The following is a 23,190-nucleotide window of genomic DNA, read 5'->3' as shown; positions in this document are numbered from 1 at the left end:
CGATGGCGCTCTACTTGGCTGCAGCTCGTTCTGCAATCGGCGGATGCAATGTCTTGGCCTTGCTTCCGCCACGCAGCAGCCGCTGGGCAGGCTTTTCGACGAGCAGATAGACCGTCGTCGCCAGCACGAGGAGCACACTGAAGTAGACAAACTCGGGAACGCCCGGCCATGCGAACGTGGTCACGAATGCCTTGATCAGGATGAGATGCAGCATGTAGATGGAGAAGCTGATCTCGCCAAGAAATACGAACGGGCGCAAGGACAGCAATCGCCCGGCCAGGCCGCGACCGGAGGCAAGACACCCGATCGCCAATGCAAAAGCCCAGCACGATCCGGCCGGCTGAAAAAACAGGTTGAACCACGGGCTCGGGAACTGTTGTTGCACCGCGTAGAAGCCTGTCAGCATCCACCATGTGCAAACAGCGAGCGCGATCACTTCAACGGCCGTCCACCACCACAGCGATCTGGACTGATGGCTCAGATACCGCCTCCACAGCACGTTGGTCGACATGCCAAGCACAAACTCGAACCCACGCATCAACGGGTTCGGGTAAGTCGCATATGCCGCCGTGAACCGATTGAAGTCACCGCTTTCGATCGGCACCTCCGCGATGCGAAGCGCTGCGATCAGACCCACCGCCAACACAGCGGCGCCCAAGAGCTTCCAGTGCCAAGTGCGCTCGATGTTGACCAGCAGGAACGGAAACGCCAGATAGAAGAACATCTCTGTCGAGATGCTCCACGACACGGAGTTCCACGAGAACGTGTACGCCAGAAATGGGAAAACCGAGTGCACGAGCATCGCATTAACGCCGAGCACCACCCACTTGCTGAAGATGCCGGGACCGTCGAATGTGATCGAGTCCGGCGCCACGCTGACAACCAGCAAGACGATGCCGACGACATGTACCGGCCAAAGTCTCGCAACCCTTGCGCGCATGAACGTCAAGATCGACCCTGGCGGGCGATCGCCATAGACATGCGTCAGGATGAACCCGGACAGGACGAAAAAGAAACTGACGCCCTGCGCAAGCGCCAAAGGCGCACCGCGCAACCATGGCCATGCAAGGCTGTTGGACCCGTGCAAGACCACAATCATCATTGCGGCAAAAAATCGCAGGCTGGTCAGCGCCTTGAGATTTTCAATGGTGGGTTGCTGCGGCATCGTTTAGGCCCGTGCGCTTGCCGCCGCGCGCGTCACAGCGAAGCTCGCGATACCGGTCGTGAGTCTCTTTCAAATGAGCGCCACTTTCGCGAAGGCGGTCGCATACGCCTCGATCATCTTTTCGCGGCTGAAATGCGCCAGCGCATGGGCACGCGCGGCCGTCTTCAGTGCGTCGAGCGCCTGCGGCTGCTCCTGCAACCTGGACAGCAGCCCGTGAATGCGCTCGGTTTCGGTCGGATGCATCAGAAAACCGTTGACCCCGTCGGCCACCAATTCAGGGATTCCGCCCACTGGCGCTGCAATCACGGGAATGCCACACGCATTCGCCTCCATGACCAGAACGGGTCTGCCATCGAACTTCGACGGCAGGATGAGCACATCCAGTTGGTGCAATGCTTCTTTGGCGTGCTCCACAAAACCGTGATACCTCAGCCTGTCGGTGATCCCACTGGTTGCAACGCGCTCCTTGACCATGGCCGCGTCGGGGCCCGTGCCGAACATGTCGAAATCGAGTCCGGGGTTCAGGCTCGCCAGCCGCCGCGCCAATTCGATGAACCCAACAGGATTCTTCTCACCTGACATCCGGCCGACATATCCGACCTTGAGTCCAGCGCCGCTGGGCGGCGTGGCAGCAGGGAAAAAATCGTCCACATCGACGCCGCTGCGAACGACGACAACAGGAGGATCGGGCCTGCGGGACGATCGCCTGATGAAATCGCCCATGAAATCACTCTCGACGATCACGGCATCGAAGCATCCTTCATAGAGGAAGTGGTTCAACGTATGGCCGATTTCGTTGTACAGGATGTCGGCGATCCGCAGCGCAGGCAACCGCTCTTTCCAATAGGGAAGGAGGTGATACAGCTGGGTCGCGCCCACCTGCAGTACGAGATCTATCTTGCGATCGACAAGAAGTTCTTGAACCAGATCGAACCGGGTCACCGAGGACATGCCGGACAGGTTGAGAAGATGCCCGGTCGAGGCGAAATCTTCCAGCGCATCAGGCTCGTAGTCTGCCGATGCATCGCCGCAATAGGCCACCGTGATATCGACTCCGCGCGCTCTGAGCGCACGGAAGATCGCAATCGAGAGAGCCCCCTTCACCAGGAAAGGGAGCAGTGCCAGGATACGGGGCGAGTTCATTTGGTCAGGGTACGGACAAGACGCGACCATGCACGCCGGGGAAAGGAGGGGGAGCCGCGTGAGGCCAGGGCGTCATTGAGCGCCTGGTGCTCGGCCTGGAGCGAACGATAGGCGCGCTCCCAGTTCTCGCACTCCCCTTTGAAGTAGTCCCTCGCCTCGATATAGGCCCGGATATCACTGTGGAGTTTGTCGACATCCTGATAGGCATCGGCACCCGGTCCCACGAATGCGAAGGAGCGCCGACCGATTTCGGCGAGCTCGGGATGGTCGCTGTAGTTTCCCAGCATGGCACGGAAATGCTGGAAATCAGAGGCTGCTGTCGACTGCATCATCACGCCGATCAGCCTGTGGGCCTGCAACGGTGGCAACTGGCTCAGTGATGGATGGCGGCATGTCCATGCAACCATTCGCGTGATGGAAGGAAGCAGCGAACGCGCTTCGGCAAGAGGCACCAGATTGCGTTGCATCGCGTAGCTGACCTCGAGCAGCGTGCCGACCGGATCACCGTGTGTCACGCCACGCGAGTGCGCGCGAATGGAAGTCAGGGGCTGCGGAATGATGGCGAACTTGCATCCGTGCTGCAGCGCGCGAGTCCACAGTTCGTAGTCCGGCGCGCGGACCATCAGCGGGTCATCCAGCCCGATTCGCTGGTGCGCGGAAGCGCGCACCATGGTGGAGGACCGGCACAGGTGGTTGGCACCGATCCAGGTGTCGACCAGATTCAGGTCGCGCGGCTGGTTGTATCCCGCCTCCATCGCGTCGGCCGATGGGTGCCGATTGTCATTCTCGTCATAGATCGCGACATAGGTACCAATGACATCGAGTTGTGGATTCCGGGCAGCCGCCTCCAACTGGATTTCGGCCTTTCGTGGATCGACCCAATCGTCCGCATCCAGGTTGACCAACCACTCGCCACGCGCTTCTTGAACCGCCCGGTTGTAGCTGGCCGCACCGCCCAGGTTCTTCTCATTGACGAACAGCCTGATGCGCGGGTCTTCGAAGGAGGAAACGATGGCCACCGAGTTGTCGACGGATCCATCGTCCACGACCACGATCTCGAAGTCCTGCACCGTCTGGTCCAGGATGCTGCGCAACGTCTTGCCTATGTAGCGCTCGTAGTTGTACGAAAGAACGATGTACGAGAGAAGCGGGCTCTTGCTCATTGGAGGCAACCGGTGACGCGGTCCAGGTCACCCGCCGACAGGTCAGCGTGGAAAGGCAAGCCGATGACACGGGGTGCGAGGGCGTCGGTTGCCGACAGGTCGGACCTCGGCACATCCTTGAACGCCGGATGCCGGTGGCAACCCAGGCCCCACCAGCGACGCCACTCGACCTTGGCGTCGTCGAGCCGAGCCAGGGTCGCGGCGAGATCCGCAGCCGGAACCATCACGTTCAACGTCATGGTGACCCAATCGGTTCCGACCCCACGCTGCAGCTGCACCGCTTTTCCTTCCAGTCGACTCGCATACGCGGCCGTCAGGTCGCGCATTTCCTGGAGGCGCGCTGGCAGCCCGTCCAGCGCCGCCAAGCCCACCGCTGCCGCGTATTCGGAAATGCGATAGTTGCCCGCGCGCAGCGAAGACAGGCGCTCCTGGCCGGCGAATCCGAAGCCCGTCATGGCGGTTGCGCGTTCCATCAACGCCTGGTCGGCACAGAAGATGGCGCCGCCTTCGCCGATGCCCAGCGTCTTGGTGGCATGCAGGCTCACGCAAACGGGTTGCTGGCCGATACCGGAGAGCGAAGTCAATGCCGCCGCCGCATCGAACACGACGGGAATCCCGTGCCGCGCCTCGAAGTCGGCCCACGCGGCAAAGTCCGGCGGCGCACCGAAGGCACTGACGACCAACACGGCTGCGACCGGGCCGGGCACGGACTTCAGCGCGGCGGTCGCGATTTCGGGCGTGAGCGCCAGGGTGTCCGGATCTGCCTCAAGCAGGTACGGCGTCAGCCCGGCATTGCACACCGCGTGCGCGCTGGCGATGAAGGTGAACGCCGGCATCAGGCAGTGACCGCCCTGCTCGCAACGCAACCTCAATGCAAGCTCGATCGCGGTGGTTCCATTGGAGGTCAGCGTCGTGTGACTGCCTCCGACCAGATCGCCGAGACGGCGCGCGAATTCTCCGTTGAGCGGCCCGTAGTTGCTGTACGTGCGGGCGCTGTCGATGCGCTCGAGGTAAGGAAGGAGTTCAGCCGACGTTGGCAGTTTCGGTCGCAAAACCTTGATCGTCGCCGGGGAAGCGTCGCGTTCTTGAATGGGCATGACTTGAGACATCTGAGCAGTGGGGCGATAAAGGCTTGGGCCGAAAACAGGACAGCAGGGGCGGCGTCACCCCCCGCGGCGAATGGGGCGTGCCGGAACACCAACGACGGTCGACCCAGGCTCGACGTCCCGGATCACCACGGCACCGGCACCCACCGTCGACCAGGCACCGATCACGACACCTGGCGCGACGCAGACGCCCACGCCCAGATTGGCGCCCTCTTGAATCGTGACGCGCCCGGCAAGGGCGCACGAAGGCCCGAGATTGACGAAATCCCCAAGCACACAGTCATGAGCGATCGTGCAGCCGGGATTGATCAGGCCGTGGGCCCCGATCGAGACATCCGTCGTGATGTTGCAAGGGCCGATGATCATGGTTCCTTTGCCGACCGAAACGCAGGAGCCGATCACCGCTGCCGGATGCCGCACCGTGACGAACGCAGTGCTGGCCCCCAGAGACAGTGCGGCGCGTTGACGCGCCCTGCCGTCCCCGACCGCCAAGACGAAGCGCGCGACAGGGTCCGGCAAAGCCTCCAGACGCTCGGCTCGCACTGGCAGACCCCGGATATCCGTGACCGGGAAGCCCGGATCGACCACGAAGCCGGACACATGCTCCCCGGATGTCTGCAAGGCAGACAGCACTTCGCGTCCCAGTCCGCCCGCTCCATAGATAAGAAGAGTCATGTGCAACGGTGTGGTAAGTCAGAAGAAAGGTGTCCCGCGCCGAAGCAAGTCGGGCGAGTATACGGTTGACATTTCATACCTGTGGCATCCGCAGCCACCGGCAGCACACCTATGAAAAACAATTCCAGTGGACCTGCATCCCCGCAATGACCAGACTGTTTCACGAGCCGGCCGGGCGAAACACGATGTACCTGCTCGCCAGATAGGCTGTGATCGTATAGACGGGCATGCCCATTGCCTGCCCGAGATAGCTATTCACTCCGAGATGCTCTATTGCAACAATGACTGTCAGGAGATTTGCGCCATACGCGACCGCAGTCGCAAGGATGAATTTCGCTACCGCAGTCAATTGCCGTCCTTCGTACGCAAACGTCCAGCGGCTGTTGAGAGTGAAGCTTATGCACAATCCAACGCCATAGCCGATGAGATTCGCAACGACATCCCTCGCGCCGAAAAAATACTTCGATGCAAAAATTATCGATAGTCCGCTCAGCGTGTTTATGACGCCTACGACGAGAAATCGAATGAATTGAGAAGAGAAAATATTGCCTCCCTTCATTTCTCAAAACAGCTTCACAATATCAACCCCGACTTCATTGGCGGCGAGGATTTGCATGAGCGCATCGCTCAGCACTCAACAATTGAGAAATCCCCACCGTGAGGCTGCGAATTTTTCGCATGCGCGCCCCGTTTGGAAGAACGGAACGAAATTGAACACGCCGAGAAAACAGCATGGATGACCCGTTGACGCCGGTCGTGATTTTTGGAGACTTTTTTGCAACCCTTTTGAATATGGAGATTATCTCGGCGATTGTCACTGGACGCTCCGAGGCAATTATCTTCACGAGCGCACCGGGATTGAAATTCAATTCATCGAGCACTGCAGTGATTTCCATTGCCGCATCGTCAACCGAAATATAGTCGCGAATAGTGTCGATGGGAACGTAAATCTTGACCGGCTTATTTCTAACAATGCTGCGCGCAACATGGGTCAATAGCCCCTGCGGCTTTCCCGTCGCCTGACCCGCACCATAAAGTGTGGATATGCGGGCAAGGAGTACCGTCATTCCCGGATTCGCAACGCAAAACGATCGCAGCAAATCTTCTTGGCTTAATTTCTCCCGGCCGTACGCACTGTTAGGCGCAGGCAGGGACCGCTCGGTGATCACTTCGTCCGAGCAAGCCGCGTAGATCGCGCCCGCAGAGCTTGAGAAAACGAGCTTGCCGGGTATCGATAGGAGCCGCGCGTCTGCCTGGATCAATTCAAGCAGCCAAGCCAGGGCACGGGTCTCTGGCCCAAGCGATTCTTCGGAACTTGCCATGGTTCCCACACCCGCAGCCCAATAGATTTCCCAGTGGTTCGCCCGACTCGCCTGAGCGGAAAACTCACGAACCGCCCTTTCGATCTGCGAGCGCAGCCTCGCTTCATCGGCCCACTGGAATCGCTCCGAGGGCTCAAATGGTCTTACGCCTCGCAACGAGAGCGCTCGACACAAGGCCGACCCCAGCAGGCCTCGCGCCCCCAGCACCCAAGCCAGCATCATGAACGGTTCGATCGGGTCGGTTTGGAGCTGACCACGTAAAGCGGCTTGCCCATTGCGATCCCCATCGTCACTGCCAAATATTCCGCAATGACTCCGAGCGCCGTCAGTATCACCCCGGAGAAAAAAGCCACCACAACCGCCAGCGACGCCCAGCCCTCCACGGGAACCTGTCCTGTGTATTTTTCATACAAGGCATACATCGCGAAGCCGACAGCAAACAATATTGAAAAGGCACCAACAACCGTGATCAGGCGGAGCGGCCGGGTTCCGGTCGTCAGAACCAGGCTCCAGAAATGCTTCACAAGCGAAAGAAAAGAATAGCCCGACGGTCGGCCAAACTCTTCTCTGAGCTGAAGCGGGCAATGCCCGATGCGGCCGGTGATCCAGAAAAGCCCGACATCAAGGTACACACCGTTTCCGCAATACGCCGACAAGGTGCGCGCTATTTCACCATCGATCAATCTGAAGCTGTTGAAGCGGCCAATGGAGGCGTTGCCCAAAAGCCGCATGCTGATTATCTTGGCGGTCTTGCTGAAAAAATTTCTAACGAACCCGTGCGGCGCCGGATTTGTGGGCTGGGCATAAACAAGCTGCAAACCCTCCCTAAGCGCCTGATCGATCAGGGTCTGGATACTTGCTGGATCCTGTTGCCCGTCTTCATCCATGGTGACCACCCAGTCACCCGTTGCACTCGCCATGCCTGCCATCGTTGCGGCGTGTTGTCCGTAATTGCGAGACAACCATACCGGATGAACAAAAGAATACTTCTCCGCGAGCGCGCCAATCACGACATCCGAACGATCCGGCCCGCAATCGTGAACGAGCAATATCTCGCACACAAAAAACTCGGTCCCGTCGGCCGTTTTTTGAGGCGAGGTGAATTTCTCGATCTCCGCGACAAGGGCGGCAAGCGTCTGCTCTCCCGCATAAACCGGAATCACGACGGATATTCGCTGAGAGTCATTCATTGCAGTACATCACATGCTCAATTATCGAAAAACCATTCCGCTTCATTTTTCCGCAAAGACAACGGAAAAATCAAAGAAATTCATTTATCCAAACAAATCACAGCCAAGTTTCCAATCACGGAAACTGACTCTTCGCTTGGCCACGCTGCCGAGGTTTTGCAGAGATTTTCTCCTTGAATCGCCTGCTCGCCAACCGCTGGCTTGAATCGATATCCGGAAGTCTCCAACAGCAATGGCAATTTGGAATAAATCGGATAGAGCGCAGACACGTTCATATCACCTTGGATGGTGTTCAACCCTGCTGGATATCCGCCTCTGCCACCGCCAAAAAAAATGTATTCAACTTTTTGAAAATCAGCCTTCTGTTCAAGGCGCGCAACAATTCGATTGACCTTCATCCGGTCCCACGCATTCAAACGCTGCTGATCGGCGAAAACTTGATTGCTCTTGAAAACAAAAGACACAATCAAAATAGCCGGAAGCACCATAAAGACGGCTGCAGGCATTTTTTCCAGCCTCTGGCGCAATATCGGATACGCGAGCAAGAGGATCAATCCGATGATCAGCGACGTCTGCGACAACACCCTGGGTACCGGCCACCAATCCTTGAAAGGAAGGATGACGCCCACTGTCGCCAACGCAAGCAACGGTGCCGCAAGCACGAAAATCGTCTTTTTGACTCGAGATTTGCCTTCTCCTGGGTCTCGAAAAACTTCAACGCACACTGCAAGGCCAGCGATGACAAGCATCACGGCGATGATGACTTTCACCCAATGGCCTCCCATGGGCTCCCCGAGCCAATATATCTTGGCAATCAGCTCAAGAATCTGAGAGATTCTCTCGGGCACTTCGTGCAATTTGATAAATTCTGCACGGCTCGTCAAGCTGATAAGGCCAAATCGCTTGGATATGGTCACTATTGCCATGAAAAGCACGACGGAAGCCAAGCACACAAGCAACAGACTCAGGGCTCGCCTGCGATAGTCGACGGCAGGTCGGCTATCCGATGTCGATCTGCTTCTAAAGACCTCACCAAACAGGATCGAAAAAATCAGCGCGATTGAAAAATAATTCAAAAAGCCCTGATACACAAAAAGCATTGCTACCGTTGCAGCAAAAGAAATCAGAAGGTTTCTATTTCTTCTCCCCGCGTCTCGCGACAATGCTTCGAGCGCAATGATCGTAAGCAATGCTCCAACGCAATAGCCTGGAAGCACCATGCGAAAGGTAAGTATTTCGGCAAGATACGGATGCGCCACCATCAGCGAGCCCGCAACGAGGGCGCCAGGGCTATCGACTGCTCCCACAAATCTCAATACCGCCAGAACCAATCCAGCTTGCAGCAACAACGAAAGAAGGCCCAAGGAAATATAGATGTCGGCTATATTTACACCCAAGGCATGTATGGCTCCGTCGATTGCCGCCAGGAAAAAACGACCTTGCGCAAGAAAGACGTCAAACTCACTCGTTGAAAATCCTTGCCCGAATGAGTAATCGTCCACAGCAAAGCCTCGATCAAGGACGCCACCTCTTGCGATCAAGGCAATTCCGAAGAATATGAGGAGCAGCTTCAAGTGCCCTGATTCGAGCAAGCCGTCAATTTTGTTTTTTTCTGTTTTCATTAGACAGGTGACTCAAGAAAGCACAGACCTATTTTCAATTTACTTCAATTCCGGGAGCTGAAAATTCTGATCCAACCGATTCAATGCGCTGTATCCGTTGCCAAAATCCATGAGTCGAATGCTCATTTGCGGCGAACGAAGCGATAAGCCTGCCAGGTCCAGCGGGCAGCCAACACGCCACCCCGAATGATCCAAGGCGCGTTGCGCTCGAGCCAGCGCGAAGCCTTGAGGCTCGCGAAAACGATCTGTTCGTCGTATTGCCCCCCCGATCCAAAGAGCCCGCCGATGAGTTCTTCCGCCGTGGGCTCCATCCTGGGAGGCGCGACCACGGAGTCGTCGACAGCCTCCGACTGATTGCCGGCGACCGCTGAGCCAAGGCCCACCACGAGCTGCCTGGATTTCTGCCTGAGCGATGCGGAGGCACTTGTTCGCAGCAGGTCGCTGTATTCGATGCGCCTGCGGGCAAGATCGCGCGGCGTGTGCACCATGGAATTGCGCCGCTTCCTGTAGAAGAAGAAGACGTCGGTGGTCACGATGGACCGCAGGCCCGCATCGCACATCCTCATGAAGAGCGACCAGTCTTCGTAGCAGCTCAAGCTCTCCAGGTAGGGAAACCGCTCCATCGCCGATCGCCTGAAAAGCGCAGTGGCGGTGGAGAACCTGTTCTCGAGCAATCCGGCGACAACAGCCTCGCCGGAAAACATGGCGTAGTCACGGCAGGGGTTGACGGCTGCTCCCACCACGGGCGGCACGTCCCCATCGATGAAGTAGCCCGCCGGCGTCACGACGATATCGAACTCCGCGTTGTTCTCCAGCGCGGCCACGCCGACCTCGAGAAAGCGCGGATGGATCAGGTCGTCGGCGTCGAGTGTCAGCACGTACGGTCCGGTCGCATGACGAACGCCGACATTGCGCGCTCCCGCCAGACCGACATTCGCGGCCAGCCGGATCACCTTGACGCGCGGGTCCGCGCTGCGCGCGAGTTCGTCGATTCCGAGCACGCTCTGTGCGTCCGTCGACGCGTCGTCCACCACGAGGATTTCGATGTTCCCGTAGTTCTGCCCGATCAGGTTCTCGAGCGTCGCGGGCAAATAGCCCCCGAGGTTGTAGTGAGGCACCACGACCGAGACCAGGGGAGGTTGTTCACCCAATGCCCGCCACGCCCGCTTTCGCTTCGCCGCGGTGAGCCACGGCCACGGACTCTCCGGATGACGCACCGGCACCAGCTTTTCATTGCGGGCGAAGTTGCGCCCCAGCACCTCGACCAGCCCGGTGGGCGTTCCGTCGAACTTCAGGCAGTTGATCCCGTCAAGCCAAGGCGTGCCTTCGCCGAACGCGGGATTCGCCTTGTTCAGGATCACGCGCCCTCCCTGCAGCGACACGTCCAGTGCCGCCGTGGCTGCAGCCTCGAAGGCACCGGGGAACACGACCGTCGCATTTGCGGCCAGCGCGTCGAACACGTGCTGCTCCGCCTGCGCCAGAAAAACGGCACGCTCGACAAGCGTCGGCGGAACCAGCCGTTCGATCTGCGCACGATAGGCCTCGTCGGTGCTGCGCGCATCCAGCGTCATCGCGCCGGTGTACTGCGGGCAATTGCGCATCAGGCCGACGACGCCGCGCACGAAGAGATCCGGGCGCCCCGACCGCTGGAATTCGGAGGCGAAGACCACGGCTTGATCCGTTGACGCAGGCACCGTATCGGTGGCGAGCGACGTGCGATCGAACGGCACGTGGCAGAGCACCCGCGGCTCCCATTCCTGCATCGGGAAATCGAAGATGTCGCGCACGGCCTCGCTCACGGCGAGACTGGGCGCCACGACGTAGTCGCAATCGCGCAGGCATTTGCGCTCAAGGTCGCTCAAGTTGAGATCTGCGATCGCGAGCGGTCTCGCTTCAGCGTGCAGGAGCGCGGTGTGCGATCCGTGAAGACGAACGGCCACGGTGGCATCGGGCAGAAAGCCCTGGAGCCGGCATTCCTGCAAGGTACAGAATGCCAGCCCCCCGAGATCCGGAAACTCCAGGTAGTCGATGGGGCCGCTCTTGCTCAATTCGGCCAGGGCCCTGAAGACGCATGCCGAGCGCCAATGCCACAGCGTGTTCGAGTACGCCGAGGCGGGTGGATGATGGCGCGAATCGGTGAAGCGGCCCTGGGTCGCTCGTGTGTCGACCTCGACCAGCTCCACCTGAGGGAACGCGGCCTTGAACGCCGTGGCATCGACGGCGGCATCGACCATCACCAGGGTCGTGCGCTTGCGGTCTGCTTCGTCGAGCGCACGCAGCATGTTGCGCATCACCCGGCCGCTGGCCCCGGGCGTGTACGGAGTCAGCTCCGTGGAAACGAACACGAGACGGCTCATTCAGCTTCCCTGAAAGCGCCGGCAACGCCGGAGTGCGACAGCGGCGTTCCGCCGGCAATACCGTGGCCAACTCGCACGCCGCCGGGAGACCCCGGATTGGCGCACACCGTCGCGCCAGCCGACAATATTGAATCAGACACTGCGTCTCCCCCATCCCGCTTCGGGATCTTTTTCATCGTCTTACATCGGCTGATTCGCCCGCAAGCGATCGCCTGTTCTCTTCAGCCGCGGTTCGCAGCCTGCCACCGCCATGCATCGCGGCACATCTCATCGACATCGCGCTTGGCAACCCAGCCCAGCAGCTCGCGCGCAAGACTCACATCGGCAAAGCTGATGCCGATGTCCGCATCCCGCCGCGGCACGATCTCATAAGGGACACACTGGCCACTGACCCGCTCGAACGTCCGGATGACTTCCAGCACCGAGGTTCCATGTCCTGTTCCGAGATTGACCACGATGCGAGCCTGATTCTTCGTGAGGAAATCGAGCGCAGCCACATGCCCCTCTGCAAGATCCATGACATGGACGAAATCGCGCACGCCGGTTCCATCATGGCTCGGGTAATCGTCGCCGAAGATCTGCAACGACGGACGGATCCCCGCGGCCACCTGACAGACCAGCGGCATCAAGTTGCTGGGCGTCCCCAAAGGGCTCTCGCCGATCAGCGCACTGGGGTGTGCCCCCGTCGGGTTGAAGTACCGGAGCGTCGCAATGCGCCATTGCGAATCGGAGCGACCCAGCTCACTCAGCAACTCTTCCACGACCAGCTTGGTGCGCCCGTAGGGATTGCTCACCGCACAGGGTGCGTCCTCGGCAACCGGCATCGGCTGCTCGGGCCCATAGACGGTTGCAGATGACGAGAAGACCAGGGTCTTGCATCCCGCACGCGCCATCGCCCCCATGAGCGCAATGGAACCGTGCACGTTGTTGTCGAAGTAGTCGATCGGCTGGCTGATCGATTCGGTCACCGCCTTCAGCCCGGCGAAATGCAGGACCGCGGACACCGGATGGCCTGCAAAGACCTTGTCCAATGCCGCCGGGTCGCGGATGTCGCCCTTCTGCCAGACCACGGGCCGCCCGATGATTTGCTCCATGCGCGCCAGGACGGCTGGGGCGCTGTTGGAGAAATTGTCGAACACCACGAATTCATGCCCGGCACGTGCCAGCTCTATGCATGTGTGGGACCCGATGTAGCCGGCCCCGCCAGTGACCAGAATCAACGCCCGACTCCGGCAAGGCTGTCGGCGAGCGACGGCGCGGCGGCGTCCTTCGCCGACAGGATCGGGGAAGCACCGAACAGCGGCCATTCGATGCCGATCGCCGGGTCGTTCCACGCAATGCTCCGCTCGTGGGCGGGCGCATAGTACTCGGTGGTCTTGTAGAGAAAGTCGGCACTTTCACTCAACACCAGGAAGCCGTGCGCCAGGCCGGGAGGAATCCAGAGTTGGCGGTTGTTGTCCTCGCTCAGTTCGACCCCGACCCATCGCCCGAAAGTCGCAGACGTGGGACGGATATCGACCGCGACGTCAAACACGGCACCGCGGGCCACGCGGACCAGCTTGCCCTGTGCCTGCTCGACCTGGTAATGCAGCCCCCGCAACACGCCCTTCGACGAGCGGGAATGGTTGTCCTGCTTGAACGTCAGCTCCGAGCCGGTCGATCGCCGGAACACCTCCTCGTTGTAGCTCTCGAGGAAGAAGCCTCGGGCATCACCGAAGACTTTGGGCTCCAGGACAACGACGTCCGGAATGCTGGTGGGAGATATCTTCATACTTCATCGTTAGGGAAACGCTCGCCGTCAAACCCGGCGCCACGATCAGGGCATTGTTATCCAAAATCCTGACTGGATTGCCCCGGCGTTACTCCCCTTGCCCAGGTATCCATGCCAGGAGATCGTGAAAACAACGGTACGGCCTTTGGAGACCTCTCCCGCAGGTGTTGTACGGCGTTGGCTGGGCTGCTTCACCCCTGCCCAATCAAGCGCCGCAGTTCGCTCTCATATTGCCGCAGCATTGCCTGAATGTCGAAGCGGCGCTCCGCAAAGGCTCTGGCGGCCAATTGAAAGTCTTCGAGCTTCTGCTTGTCCGAAGCAAGCTCTTCAATCCTGCGAGCGAATTCGTCGTACGCACCGGGCGCGCACAGATAGCCTTGCTGCCCTTCCTCGATCATGTCCGGCAGTGCCCCGACCCTGGACGCGATCACCGCCGTCCCGCTGGCCAATGCTTCCATGATGATGTTCGGTCGTCCGTCAAGCCGCGACGGCAGGCACAGGATGTCGCACGCCTGGAGGTAAGGCCTGAGATCCGCGACGGAGCCTTTCAACAAGAATCTCCCAGGCGGGAAATTGGCCGCTGCAATGGCCGATCTGAGCTCCGGCTCGAGAGAGCCGGTGCCAGTCATCAGGAACACCACATTCGATTCGCTGGAAATGCGCTTTGCTATTTCGACGAAGCCCAGAGGATCTTTTTCCTCGGACCAACGGCCAAAGAATCCGACGACTGTTGCGTTTCCAGGAATATCGCCGGCCATCGGGGAGGGCTGCCCCGGATCCGCCGGCGCGTTTTTTTCCAGATCGACACCGCTTTCCACCAGGCTGATGCGCTGCGGGGATTCGCCCGCGGCAATCAACCATTCCCGCACTTCGGCATTTTCAATGAAGGTCAGGTCGATGCAGTCGGCATACCGCCGGTTGTTGGCCGTATGGCCCACCGTATTGAAAAGCAGGTCGGCCACGGCAAGACGCGGATACCTGAGCTTCCATGCGGGCAGGCAGTCATATGCAAAAGCACTGCCGATCACCCAGAGGATCTGGACATCCCTGGATTGCAGCAGGTGATCGAAAAAGTCGCGCCAGTATTCAGGTTCGAGAAACCGCGGCAGATGGAATATTTCCGGCGTTGCCGATTCGAACCAGGAGGTGGTATCGCCGTGGGCTTGCCCCACGGGCACGGTCGTCACGATCACCACGCGCCACCCGTTTCGCACCAATTGCGCCACGATGGCGCTCAACAAGCGCTCGGCGCCGCCCAGCACCAGGAATGGCAGCGCGATCAACAAGGTGGGGCCGGTGGCCGCCTGAACATGGAAATCGCGCCGGGTCGCAAAAGACTGCGGCGGACGAGCCGGTGGAGAAGCGCCTGCCGCTCTCGCAGACTGAAGTGCGTCTTCCGTCAACACGTCTTCGTTGAAGCGATGGACCAGCAGCTTCTGGATTTCGTTGTCGAGCACGTCGCTTCTATTGCTCAGCGTGTTGCCGTGGCTGCGATAGTGGAAAAGCGGCTCGCGAATGCCAATGAAGCGCGCGCCGAGCGCCGCAAGGCGCACCCAGAACAGCCAGTCCTCATGGACATGCCCCGTGGTCGGGTCCGTGTCCCGGTAGCCGCCGGCCTTGCGCCAGAGTTCCTTGCTGTACACGGCGCAAGTGAGCGCATTGTTGCCGTCGAGCAGCATGTCCAGGGTCGGGCGTTCGTGCGGCGTCCAGACATCCGATCTGTCGCCAAAGAACTGCAGCCCCGGCGAGACCACCCCGTAACCGGAATGCTCCAGCATGAAGACCGCCTTCTCGATGTAAGTCGGCGCGATGCGGTCATCGGCATCCAGGCAGCAGATGTACTTGCCCCTGGCGTGACTGATGCCGAAGTTTCGGTTGGCGCCGGCACGGTACGGCTGGTCCTGCAGCAGCAGCCGCAGCTTGGGCGACGCCTTGGAGACGGCATCGATCAGGCGCTGGCGGGAGTCGGGGGAGCTCGAGCCTCCCTCCACCACGATGATCTCGATGTCGGTGAAGGTCTGCGCCTCGACCGAGCGGATCGCCTCGCCCACGAGGTGGCCGTAGTTGAAGCAAGGAACTACGATGCTGACGAGCGGCCGATCCGATGGCCAGTCCTGCCCGCTCGGCGGTTGCACGGCATCCGGCACGACGCCTGCCGGTGCGAGGAGACGGACCGCCGCCGCGGTGCGCTTCGCGGCCTCCAGGTTCCTGGCGCCGCTTCCGGCCAACGCGCGCCGGCGCCTGAATTCCCGAAGGTGATCGAAGATGCGACCCCGAAGCGTCCACCACGCCAGCTTTGCGACTTGTTTCGCCCGTCGTGCAGCGCGGGGATTGCTCGTCGCCCAGCGACGCAAGGGCGTCGTGGCTCGCCATGCGATGGTTTGTTGCATGGCCTCCACCCGACCCGCGGCCTCCAGCGCCCGGTGTTCCATGGCAGCGGTCTTCGCGACCTCCTCGGAGAGTTTCCTGCGAAGCGCCGCAGCCTCGCCCTCGCGCTCCGCGGCCCGCCTGATCTCGAAGTTGATGGCCTCGGTGGCCTGCGCCGCATTGAGACGAGCATCCGAGAGGATCACTTCGACTTCGGCCTTCAGGCGCTGGACCTCTCGGCTCGCGCCCCCGGAACTCACCGGGTGCCGGTCGCCGGATTGCAATCTCTTCAGGTCGAACGACCAGAGCTGCCCAATGCGCGCAACCAGCGGCGGCGTGAATTCGCTGCCGTCCAGTTGCACGAGCGATCGCACCGAGGCTTCGGTCGACTGGCCCGCATGCAGAAGGTGCAGGTGCGTCAGGGCCTTGGTTTCCTCGGTCGTCGCGCCATCGAAGTCGGCGTTCATCAAGCGCTCAAAGACTTCCTTGGCGCGCGCAGCCTGGCGTTCGCTCTTCGTGACGATGCCGACATAGGTCGAGGCGTAGTCCTTGATGGAAACTTCCGCGCCGGTCAGATGAGCCCCGAGCGCCGTTTCGACGATGTGGCGGATCGCCCCCTCGCTCGGATAGTAGATGTGCTCCAGCGAACTGTTCAGCCACGCCGCGTTGCTGGACTCGGCCGACATGACGGGAACCTCGAACAGCAGGAACCCGTCGTCTTTCAGCAGTTCGATGGCTGCGTGGAATCCGCCGCGAAGATCGAGCAGGTGCTCGAAGACCGCGATCGCGGTCACCACGTCGAATTCGGCGCGATGATCCTGCACCAGCTGCGGCGCCAGCAGGTCGTTGCCAAGGAGCCGGATGCCCTTGTCCTGCGCCTGCCCGGCGGCCTTGGCGTTGACTTCGATGCCGAACTTGTCGAAAGCGCTTGTGAACTTGTCCAACAAGTAGCCGTTCGCGCAGCCTATGTCGAGAATCTTCCCGTGGTCGGCCAGCAAACGGACCAGCGCGGCAGCCCAACCCAGTCCGTGCTCGGCCATGAACTCATAGTCCGCATAGCCGCTGCTCGCGCCGTTCACGTAGTAGTTGTCGTCGTAGTACGCCTGCGTGCTCTCAGGCAGGTTGGCGATCACACCCAGGCCGCAATGAGTGCATCGCTTGATTTCCATGCCATCCGCCCGGGAGGCGAACGGCTTGAAGCTGGTACCGGAACACGCGTTGCAGATCATTTTTTTGCTTGCCAGTAGAAAACGAAAGGCGGTCCGGCGTGGCGCCGGACACGTCCCTTGCACGCCCTTGATTTAAGTTGCGGAGATCTCTTCGCGCGCGCTGCGCAGGGTCTCTTCGAGAACCGAGTCCATGTCGGAGGGCTCAACGCGAAGCCCCAGCGCCTTCAGCCTGGACGGGTCGCCGACAAAAGCCCTGACATCGCTGTTACCGCGCCGCGACTCATCGTGCTTCAACTCGACCGGCACGCCGGAGACAGCGATCAGCCGCTGCGTGAGGTCCAGCAGGCGCTGTCCGTCGCCGCTGCAGATGTTCACCACCTGCGCAGAGGCGTCGCTCGCCAGGGACAGGTCGGCAAGAAGCTTCGCAGCGATCCGCACATCCATGAAGTCCCGCACGACATCGAGATCGCCGGTGGACAGCACACCGCCACGCGTGCCCATGCAAGCGATCTGGTGCGCAAAGCTTCCCAGGGCCAGAGACTTCGGCATGCCAGGCCCGATCGGATTGAACAGCCGGGCCACCACCACAGGCAACCCGCGCGAAGCCGCGACGAAGGCGTGGCTCGTCTGCGCCAACTTGCTCGCGCCATAGGCCGTGTTGGGACGGCAGGCCGCATCCTCGCGCACGGGCTGCTGGGCGGCGGGCACCGCCCCGTATTCGGCTGCGCTGCCCGCCAGGAGCACGCGCGGCTTGCTCGGCATGGCGAGCGCGCCATCCAGCAGGTTGGCAGCGAAGACGACGTTGGCCTCGTAGAGCTCGCTGTAAGAGGGGGCGGAGGAAACCCCCGCCAGATGCATGACGAACTGCGGCTCTACAGACAAGAGCAGATCGCGGACCTCGGCCGCATCGGCAGGATCGGCAAGCACGCGCCTTGCCTCGCCTGCGACAGCGGCCCGTTCGGTTCTGCTGACGGCGAAGGCTTCAAGGCCGCGCGCCTGCAGTTCTTCAAGCACCGCCCGCCCGACGAATCCGCTGGCACCGGTGACAAGCACGCGCATAGGCTACTCGGGCAGGAAAAGCTCTCGACTCTCGTCGAACATCTTCTGCGCTGTCGAGTAGTCTTCCGGTCGGCCGATGTCGAGCCAGAAGCTCTCGGGTTGTTGGTGGCAGCGCACCTTCTTGCCGGCCGCGCTCAGCTTGAGCAACAGGTCCGGCATGTCCAAGTGAACACCCTCGCTGACATGCGGCTTCACCGCGTCGCGGTTGAGCATGTAGAGGCCCATGCTGACCAGGTGCTTGCTCATGGGTTTCTCGAGGTAACCCTGAAGATTCATCTCCGCATCGACCTGGATGAGCCCGAAATCGATCTTGACCTCTCGTTCGTAGACGCAGATCGTGGCATCCGATTGCCGCTCGGCATGCGTGCGAATCAGCTGGCCGATGTCGAACGTGGTGAGCAGGTCGCCGTTGGTGACGATGAAGTTCTCTCCGACCTTGTCGATCAGTGCGCCAAGCGGACCGGCCGTCCCCAGAGGGCTGTCCTCGAGGCTGTAGTCGATCTTCAGCCCGAATCGCGAACCATCGCCGCAAAACGCGCGGATCAGGTGATGCAAATGGTTGACCGCAAGGATGACTTCGTCGACGCCGGCGCGACGCAGCTGCCGCAGCAGGAGTTCCAGCACCGGCATGTCCCCCAGGGGCATGAGGGGCTTGGGAAACGAGGCGGTGAACGGCTGAAGGCGAGTGCCCTTGCCGCCGGCCATGACGACTGCTTTCATGATGCTTGCTCCCTCAGACGGTGTAGACCGCAGGGCGGTACAGGTGGATGTTGCGGCGAATGAATTCGATGCTCTGGCGCAACCCCTCGTCCAGGTCGACTTGCGGCGACCACCCCATCAACTTCGCGGCCAGCGCGTTGTCGGAGACGAGCTTCAAGACCTCGCTCTTGTCGGGGCGCATGCGCGCGGTGTCCGCAACGATCTCCTTTTCCACGCCCATCAGCTTGAGGATGCGCTCGGCAAAGTGACCGATCGTGTAGGTCGAGCCAGTTCCCAGGTTGATGGTCTGCCCCTCGATCCCGGGCGTCACCGAAGCAGCGACGAAGCCGGCGACCGTGTCCGTCACGAAGGTCATGTCGCGCTCAGGGGTCAGCGATCCGAGCTTGATCACGTCCTGGGTCAATGCCTGCGAGATGATGGTCGGGATGAATGCCCGGGCGGACTGGCGCGGGCCGAACGTGTTGAACGGGCGCAAGGTCACGACACCGGTGTCGAACGAGCGGTAGTAGCTCTCGGCGATCTTGTCCGCCCCGATCTTCGAGGCCGAATAAGGCGACTGCCCTTGCAGCGGATGCTCTTCGTCGATCGGCACGCGCACCGCGGTGCCGTACACCTCGGAGGTGCTCGTGTGGACGACGCGACGAACCGACAGACGGCGCGCGGCCTCCACGACGTTGAGCGTTCCCTCGACGTTGGTGCGCACGTAGCTGCGCGGGGCAACGTACGAATACGGAATGGCGATCAGGGCCGCCAGATGGCAGACGACGTCGATGCCCTGCATGGCATGCATGACGAAATCGCCATCGTCGATGTTGCCCGCCACAACGCGGAACTGCCCCTTCACGTCATCCGGTGCGAATTCGAGATTGCCCCAACTCGATGCGGAACCGTAGCGGACCATAGCCGTCACCTCAGCGCCGGCACGCACGAGTGCTTCGACAAGGTGACTGCCGATGAATCCGCCTGCGCCGGTTACAAGGTATTTTTGACCCGTCAGGGTTTGAGTTGATGCGTGCATGACTTGTACTACCGAAGAAATTGTTGTGTGTCAGTGTTCAGAATGAGTGCTCTTCGGCAAGCAGCCGATTGAGGTACTTGCCGTAGGCATTTTTCTGCAGTGGCAAGGCCAGCCGCGCCAGTTGCTCCTTGTCGATGAAGCCATGCCGCCACGCGATTTCCTCCGGGCAGGCGATCTTCAACCCCTGCCGGTGCTCCAGCGTGGCGATGAACTGCCCCGCCTCCAACAGGCTTTCATGCGTACCGGTATCGAGCCAGGCATAGCCGCGCTGCATGATCTGCACGTTGAGCCGGCCAAGGTCGAGGTACGCCTGATTGACGGCCGTGATCTCGAGCTCGCCTCGTGCACTCGGCTTCACCGCCTTGGCGATGTCGATGACCTGGTTGTCGTAGAAGTACAGGCCCGTCACGGCGTAGTTGCTCTTGGGCTTGAGCGGCTTTTCCTCGATGCTGCTGGCCTTGCCTTGTGCATCGAATGCGACCACGCCATACCGCTCCGGGTCATGCACGTGGTACGCGAAAACAGTGGCTCCCGCGTCCTGCGCGTCGGCGCCGCCCAGCAGATGGGCAAAGTCATGCCCATAGAAGATGTTGTCCCCCAACACCAGCGCGCTCGGCGAGTTGCCCACGAACTTGTCGCCGATGATGAACGCCTGCGCCAGGCCATCGGGGCTCGGCTGCACCGCGTACTGCAGGTTGATGCCCCATTGGCTGCCGTCGCCCAGCAGCTGCTGGAAGCGCGGCGTGTCCTGCGGCGTGCTGATGATCAGGATGTCGCGCATGCCGCCGAGCATCAGGGTGCTCAGCGGGTAATAGATCATGGGCTTGTCGTACACCGGCAGCAGTTGCTTGCTCATGGCGAGCGTGGCCGGGTGCAGGCGGGTACCGGAGCCACCGGCAAGGATGATGCCTTTGCGTTGCGTCATGGGAGTCTTCTTCTGTGAGGGGCAGGAAAAATCAGTCGGTCAGAGCGTCTCGCGCAGCATGCGTGCCACGCCTTCCTGCCAGGGCGGCAGTCGCAGGCCGAAGGTGGTCTGCAGCTTGGTGGTGTCGAGCCGCGAGTTGTGCGGGCGCTTCGCGGGCGTCGGAAAGGCGCTGGTGGGCACGGCCTCCACGGCCTGCGGGCCGGCCTTGAGTTCGACGCCAACCTGCTGCGCCATCTCGAGCACGAAGCGCGCGTAGCCGTGCCATGTGGTCTCGCCGCCGGCGATGGCGTGGTACAGCCCGGCCTTGGCCGGGTCTTGCAAGGTGGCGCGGATGGCGTGCGCGGTGATGTCGGCCAGCAGCTCGGCACCGGTCGGGGCGCCGAACTGGTCGTCGATGACCGTGAGCTTGTCGCGCTCCTTGGCCAGCCGCAGCATGGTCTTGGCGAAGTTGCCGCCGCGTGCGGCGTACACCCAGCTGGTGCGAAAGATCAGGTGCTTCGCGCAATGCTGCGCCACCAACTGCTCGCCTTCGAGCTTGGTCTGGCCGTACACGCTGAGCGGACCGGTCGCGTCATCTTCCTTCCAGGGGCGGGTGCCGCTGCCGTCGAAGACGTAGTCGGTGGAGTAATGCACCATCAGCGCGCCGATCTGCTGCGCGGCCTCGGCCACCACGCCGGGCGAGGTGGCGTTGAGCTTGCGCGCGAAGTCGGGCTCGCTCTCGGCCTTGTCGACGGCAGTGTGCGCGGCGGCATTGACGATGACGTCGGGGCGCACCGCCAGCACCGTGGCGGCCAGCTGCTCGGGGCGGCTGAAGTCGGCGTGGAAGTCGGTGCTGTCGAAATCCAGCGCGACCAGTTCGCCGAGCGGCGCGAGGCTGCGCTGCAGCTCCCAGCCGACCTGTCCACCTTTGCCGAGCAGCAGCAACTTCATGCGGAAGCCTTTGCAGGCGCAGCGTCGTACTGCTTCTCGACCCACTCGCGGTACGCGCCGCTTTGCACGTTGCGCACCCACTCGCCGTTGGCGAGGTACCACTCGACGGTCTTGCGGATGCCGGTGTCGAAGGTCTCGGCGGGCTTCCAGCCGAGTTCGGCCTCGAGCTTGCGTGCATCGATGGCGTAGCGGCGGTCGTGGCCCGGGCGGTCCGTGACGTAGGTGATCTGTTCCTTGTACGGCTTGCCGTCGGCACGGGGGCTCAGTTCATCGAGCAGCGCGCACACGGTGTTGACGATCTCGATGTTGGGCTTCTCGTTCCAGCCGCCGACGTTGTAGGTCTCGCCGAGCTTGCCGGCTTCGAGCACGCGGCGGATGGCGCTGCAGTGGTCCTTCACGTAGAGCCAGTCGCGCACCTGCATGCCGTCGCCGTACACGGGCAGGTTCTTGCCGGCCAGTGCGTTGACGATCATCAGCGGGATCAGCTTCTCGGGGAAGTGGAACGGGCCGTAGTTGTTCGAGCAGTTGGTGGTGACCACCGGCAGGCCGTAGGTGTGGTGCCAGGCGCGCACGAGGTGGTCGCTCGCGGCCTTGCTGGCCGAGTACGGGCTGTTGGGCTCGTACTTGTTCTCTTCGGTGAAGGCCGGGTCGGTCTTGGAGAGCGAGCCGTAGACCTCGTCGGTCGACACATGCAGGAAGCGGAAGGCCGCCTTCTGGTCGGCCGGCAGGGCGTTCCAGTAGCCGCGCACCGATTCGAGCAGGCGGAAGGTGCCGAGCACGTTGGTCTGCACGAAGTCTTCCGGACCGTGGATCGAACGATCCACGTGCGATTCCGCGGCAAAGTTCACGACGGCACGGGGTTTGTGCTCGGCCAGCAGGCGATCGAGCAGCGCGCTGTCGCCGATGTCGCCCTGCACGAAGACATGGTTCGCGTTGCCCTTGAGCGACGCCAGGGTCTCCAGGTTGCCCGCGTAGGTCAGCTTGTCGAGGTTCACGACGGGCTCGTTGCCCTGCGCGATCCAGTCGAGCACGAAATTGGCGCCAATGAAGCCTGCGCCGCCGGTAACCAGGATCATGGAGTCCCCTGCATGTAGAAAAAAGTTTGCTTTACCAAAAATCAACATTCAATTATCCCATCGGTGTGAAGTGCCGATGTACAGGGCTTGGCCGGCTTGCGGGGCCCGCCTACAATCGCCAACAATTGCAGGAGAGCGGGCCTCCACGGAGGCCCTACCGAAGGCGCAAACTCCCATAAACGCTCAGGTCGGCCCGACGAAATTCCAGGCAACGCCCAGGAACTTCGGCAAGGGGTCAGTACTGCACTCATCGATACAGCCGTCTGGAGAGCCGCCACGCCATGTGGCGCACCGAAGGAGCAAACCCGCTGCGGGTGCAGCAGGGTGAATCTCTCAGGTACCGAGGACAGGGGGAGCGGCAACTTGGACATCGGTCGTCCGGTTGCTTGCTATTTTTTCAATAGCACTCCAC

The 23,190-nt window shown here is 61.2% G+C and carries 19 protein-coding genes and 2 riboswitches; all 19 genes read right to left on the bottom strand.

Annotation, left to right across the window (positions count from 1 at the left end):
- Positions 1–10: 10 nt before the first annotated feature.
- The 19 genes from AC3WQR_RS01880 to rfbB all read right to left on the bottom strand — a co-directional run bounded on the left by AC3WQR_RS01880 (position 11) and on the right by rfbB (position 22,778).
- The gene (locus AC3WQR_RS01880) at positions 11–1,165 is read right to left on the bottom strand and encodes an acyltransferase family protein (protein ID WP_492740990.1); all 1,155 of its coding nucleotides are present in this window, start codon (positions 1,163–1,165) and stop codon (positions 11–13) included.
- 69 nt (positions 1,166–1,234) lie between these two features.
- Entirely contained in the window at positions 1,235–2,308 is a 1,074-nt protein-coding gene (locus tag AC3WQR_RS01875; RefSeq protein ID WP_492740989.1) for a glycosyltransferase, read from the bottom strand.
- Entirely contained in the window at positions 2,305–3,471 is a 1,167-nt protein-coding gene (locus tag AC3WQR_RS01870) for a glycosyltransferase family 2 protein (RefSeq protein WP_492740988.1), read from the bottom strand. The genes AC3WQR_RS01875 and AC3WQR_RS01870 overlap by 4 nt, the downstream gene beginning before the upstream one ends.
- Entirely contained in the window at positions 3,468–4,568 is a 1,101-nt protein-coding gene (locus AC3WQR_RS01865; protein WP_492740987.1) for a DegT/DnrJ/EryC1/StrS family aminotransferase, read from the bottom strand. The genes AC3WQR_RS01870 and AC3WQR_RS01865 overlap by 4 nt, the downstream gene beginning before the upstream one ends.
- Before the next feature lie 66 nt (positions 4,569–4,634).
- Positions 4,635–5,252, bottom strand: coding sequence for a NeuD/PglB/VioB family sugar acetyltransferase (locus AC3WQR_RS01860; protein WP_492740986.1), 618 nt, complete (start codon positions 5,250–5,252; stop codon positions 4,635–4,637).
- Positions 5,253–5,412: 160 nt separating this feature from the next.
- Positions 5,413–5,811, bottom strand: coding sequence for a GtrA family protein (locus tag AC3WQR_RS01855; protein ID WP_492740985.1), 399 nt, complete (start codon positions 5,809–5,811; stop codon positions 5,413–5,415).
- A 34-nt stretch (positions 5,812–5,845) separates the two neighbouring features.
- Complete coding sequence (locus AC3WQR_RS01850; protein ID WP_492741070.1) at positions 5,846–6,793, bottom strand: NAD-dependent epimerase/dehydratase family protein; 948 nt, start codon at positions 6,791–6,793, stop codon at positions 5,846–5,848.
- Positions 6,793–7,764 carry a glycosyltransferase gene (locus tag AC3WQR_RS01845; protein ID WP_492733749.1) on the bottom strand — a complete coding sequence of 324 codons (972 nt, stop codon included), beginning with the start codon at positions 7,762–7,764 and terminating at the stop codon, positions 6,793–6,795. The genes AC3WQR_RS01850 and AC3WQR_RS01845 overlap by 1 nt, the downstream gene beginning before the upstream one ends.
- 80 nt (positions 7,765–7,844) lie before the next feature.
- A complete protein-coding gene (locus AC3WQR_RS01840) occupies positions 7,845–9,386 on the bottom strand; it encodes a glucosyltransferase domain-containing protein (protein WP_492740984.1) in 1,542 nt (513 codons plus the stop codon).
- A gap of 122 nt (positions 9,387–9,508) precedes the next feature.
- Positions 9,509–11,743, bottom strand: coding sequence for a glycosyltransferase family 2 protein (locus AC3WQR_RS01835; RefSeq protein WP_492740983.1), 2,235 nt, complete (start codon positions 11,741–11,743; stop codon positions 9,509–9,511).
- A gap of 221 nt (positions 11,744–11,964) precedes the next feature.
- Positions 11,965–12,963: a UDP-glucose 4-epimerase GalE gene (gene galE, locus AC3WQR_RS01830; RefSeq protein ID WP_492740982.1), complete on the bottom strand. Its 999-nt coding sequence runs from the start codon at positions 12,961–12,963 to the stop codon at positions 11,965–11,967.
- Complete coding sequence (gene rfbC / locus AC3WQR_RS01825) at positions 12,960–13,514, bottom strand: dTDP-4-dehydrorhamnose 3,5-epimerase (protein ID WP_492733745.1); 555 nt, start codon at positions 13,512–13,514, stop codon at positions 12,960–12,962. Before rfbC ends, galE begins: the two co-directional genes overlap by 4 nt.
- 191 nt (positions 13,515–13,705) lie before the next feature.
- Positions 13,706–17,110: a glycosyltransferase gene (locus AC3WQR_RS01820; RefSeq protein WP_492740981.1), complete on the bottom strand. Its 3,405-nt coding sequence runs from the start codon at positions 17,108–17,110 to the stop codon at positions 13,706–13,708.
- 72 nt (positions 17,111–17,182) lie between these two features.
- Positions 17,183–18,109: an NAD-dependent epimerase/dehydratase family protein gene (locus AC3WQR_RS01815; protein WP_492740980.1), complete on the bottom strand. Its 927-nt coding sequence runs from the start codon at positions 18,107–18,109 to the stop codon at positions 17,183–17,185.
- A 3-nt stretch (positions 18,110–18,112) separates the two neighbouring features.
- The gene (locus AC3WQR_RS01810) at positions 18,113–18,829 is read right to left on the bottom strand and encodes a sugar phosphate nucleotidyltransferase (protein ID WP_013539238.1); all 717 of its coding nucleotides are present in this window, start codon (positions 18,827–18,829) and stop codon (positions 18,113–18,115) included.
- Between the two features lie 13 nt (positions 18,830–18,842).
- The gene (locus AC3WQR_RS01805) at positions 18,843–19,847 is read right to left on the bottom strand and encodes a GDP-mannose 4,6-dehydratase (protein WP_492740979.1); all 1,005 of its coding nucleotides are present in this window, start codon (positions 19,845–19,847) and stop codon (positions 18,843–18,845) included.
- Between the two features lie 37 nt (positions 19,848–19,884).
- Positions 19,885–20,772 carry a glucose-1-phosphate thymidylyltransferase RfbA gene (rfbA, locus tag AC3WQR_RS01800; RefSeq protein ID WP_492740978.1) on the bottom strand — a complete coding sequence of 296 codons (888 nt, stop codon included), beginning with the start codon at positions 20,770–20,772 and terminating at the stop codon, positions 19,885–19,887.
- Positions 20,773–20,811: 39 nt separating this feature from the next.
- On the bottom strand, positions 20,812–21,702 hold the full coding sequence (gene rfbD / locus AC3WQR_RS01795; protein WP_492740977.1) for a dTDP-4-dehydrorhamnose reductase: 891 nt from the start codon (positions 21,700–21,702) through the stop codon (positions 20,812–20,814).
- Positions 21,699–22,778 (bottom strand): dTDP-glucose 4,6-dehydratase, encoded by a 1,080-nt coding sequence (gene rfbB / locus AC3WQR_RS01790; RefSeq protein WP_307635984.1) that lies wholly within the window; start codon positions 22,776–22,778, stop codon positions 21,699–21,701. The genes rfbD and rfbB overlap by 4 nt, the downstream gene beginning before the upstream one ends.
- Positions 22,779–22,896: 118 nt before the next feature.
- Positions 22,897–22,987, top strand: a riboswitch (glycine riboswitch).
- Positions 22,988–23,031: 44 nt separating this feature from the next.
- Positions 23,032–23,138, top strand: a riboswitch (glycine riboswitch).
- Positions 23,139–23,190: the final 52 nt, after the last annotated feature.

The sequence above is a fragment of the Variovorax sp. FW305-3-2-15-B-LB1 genome (assembly GCF_058787635.1).
This window is presented reverse-complemented; position numbering and strand designations above follow the sequence as displayed.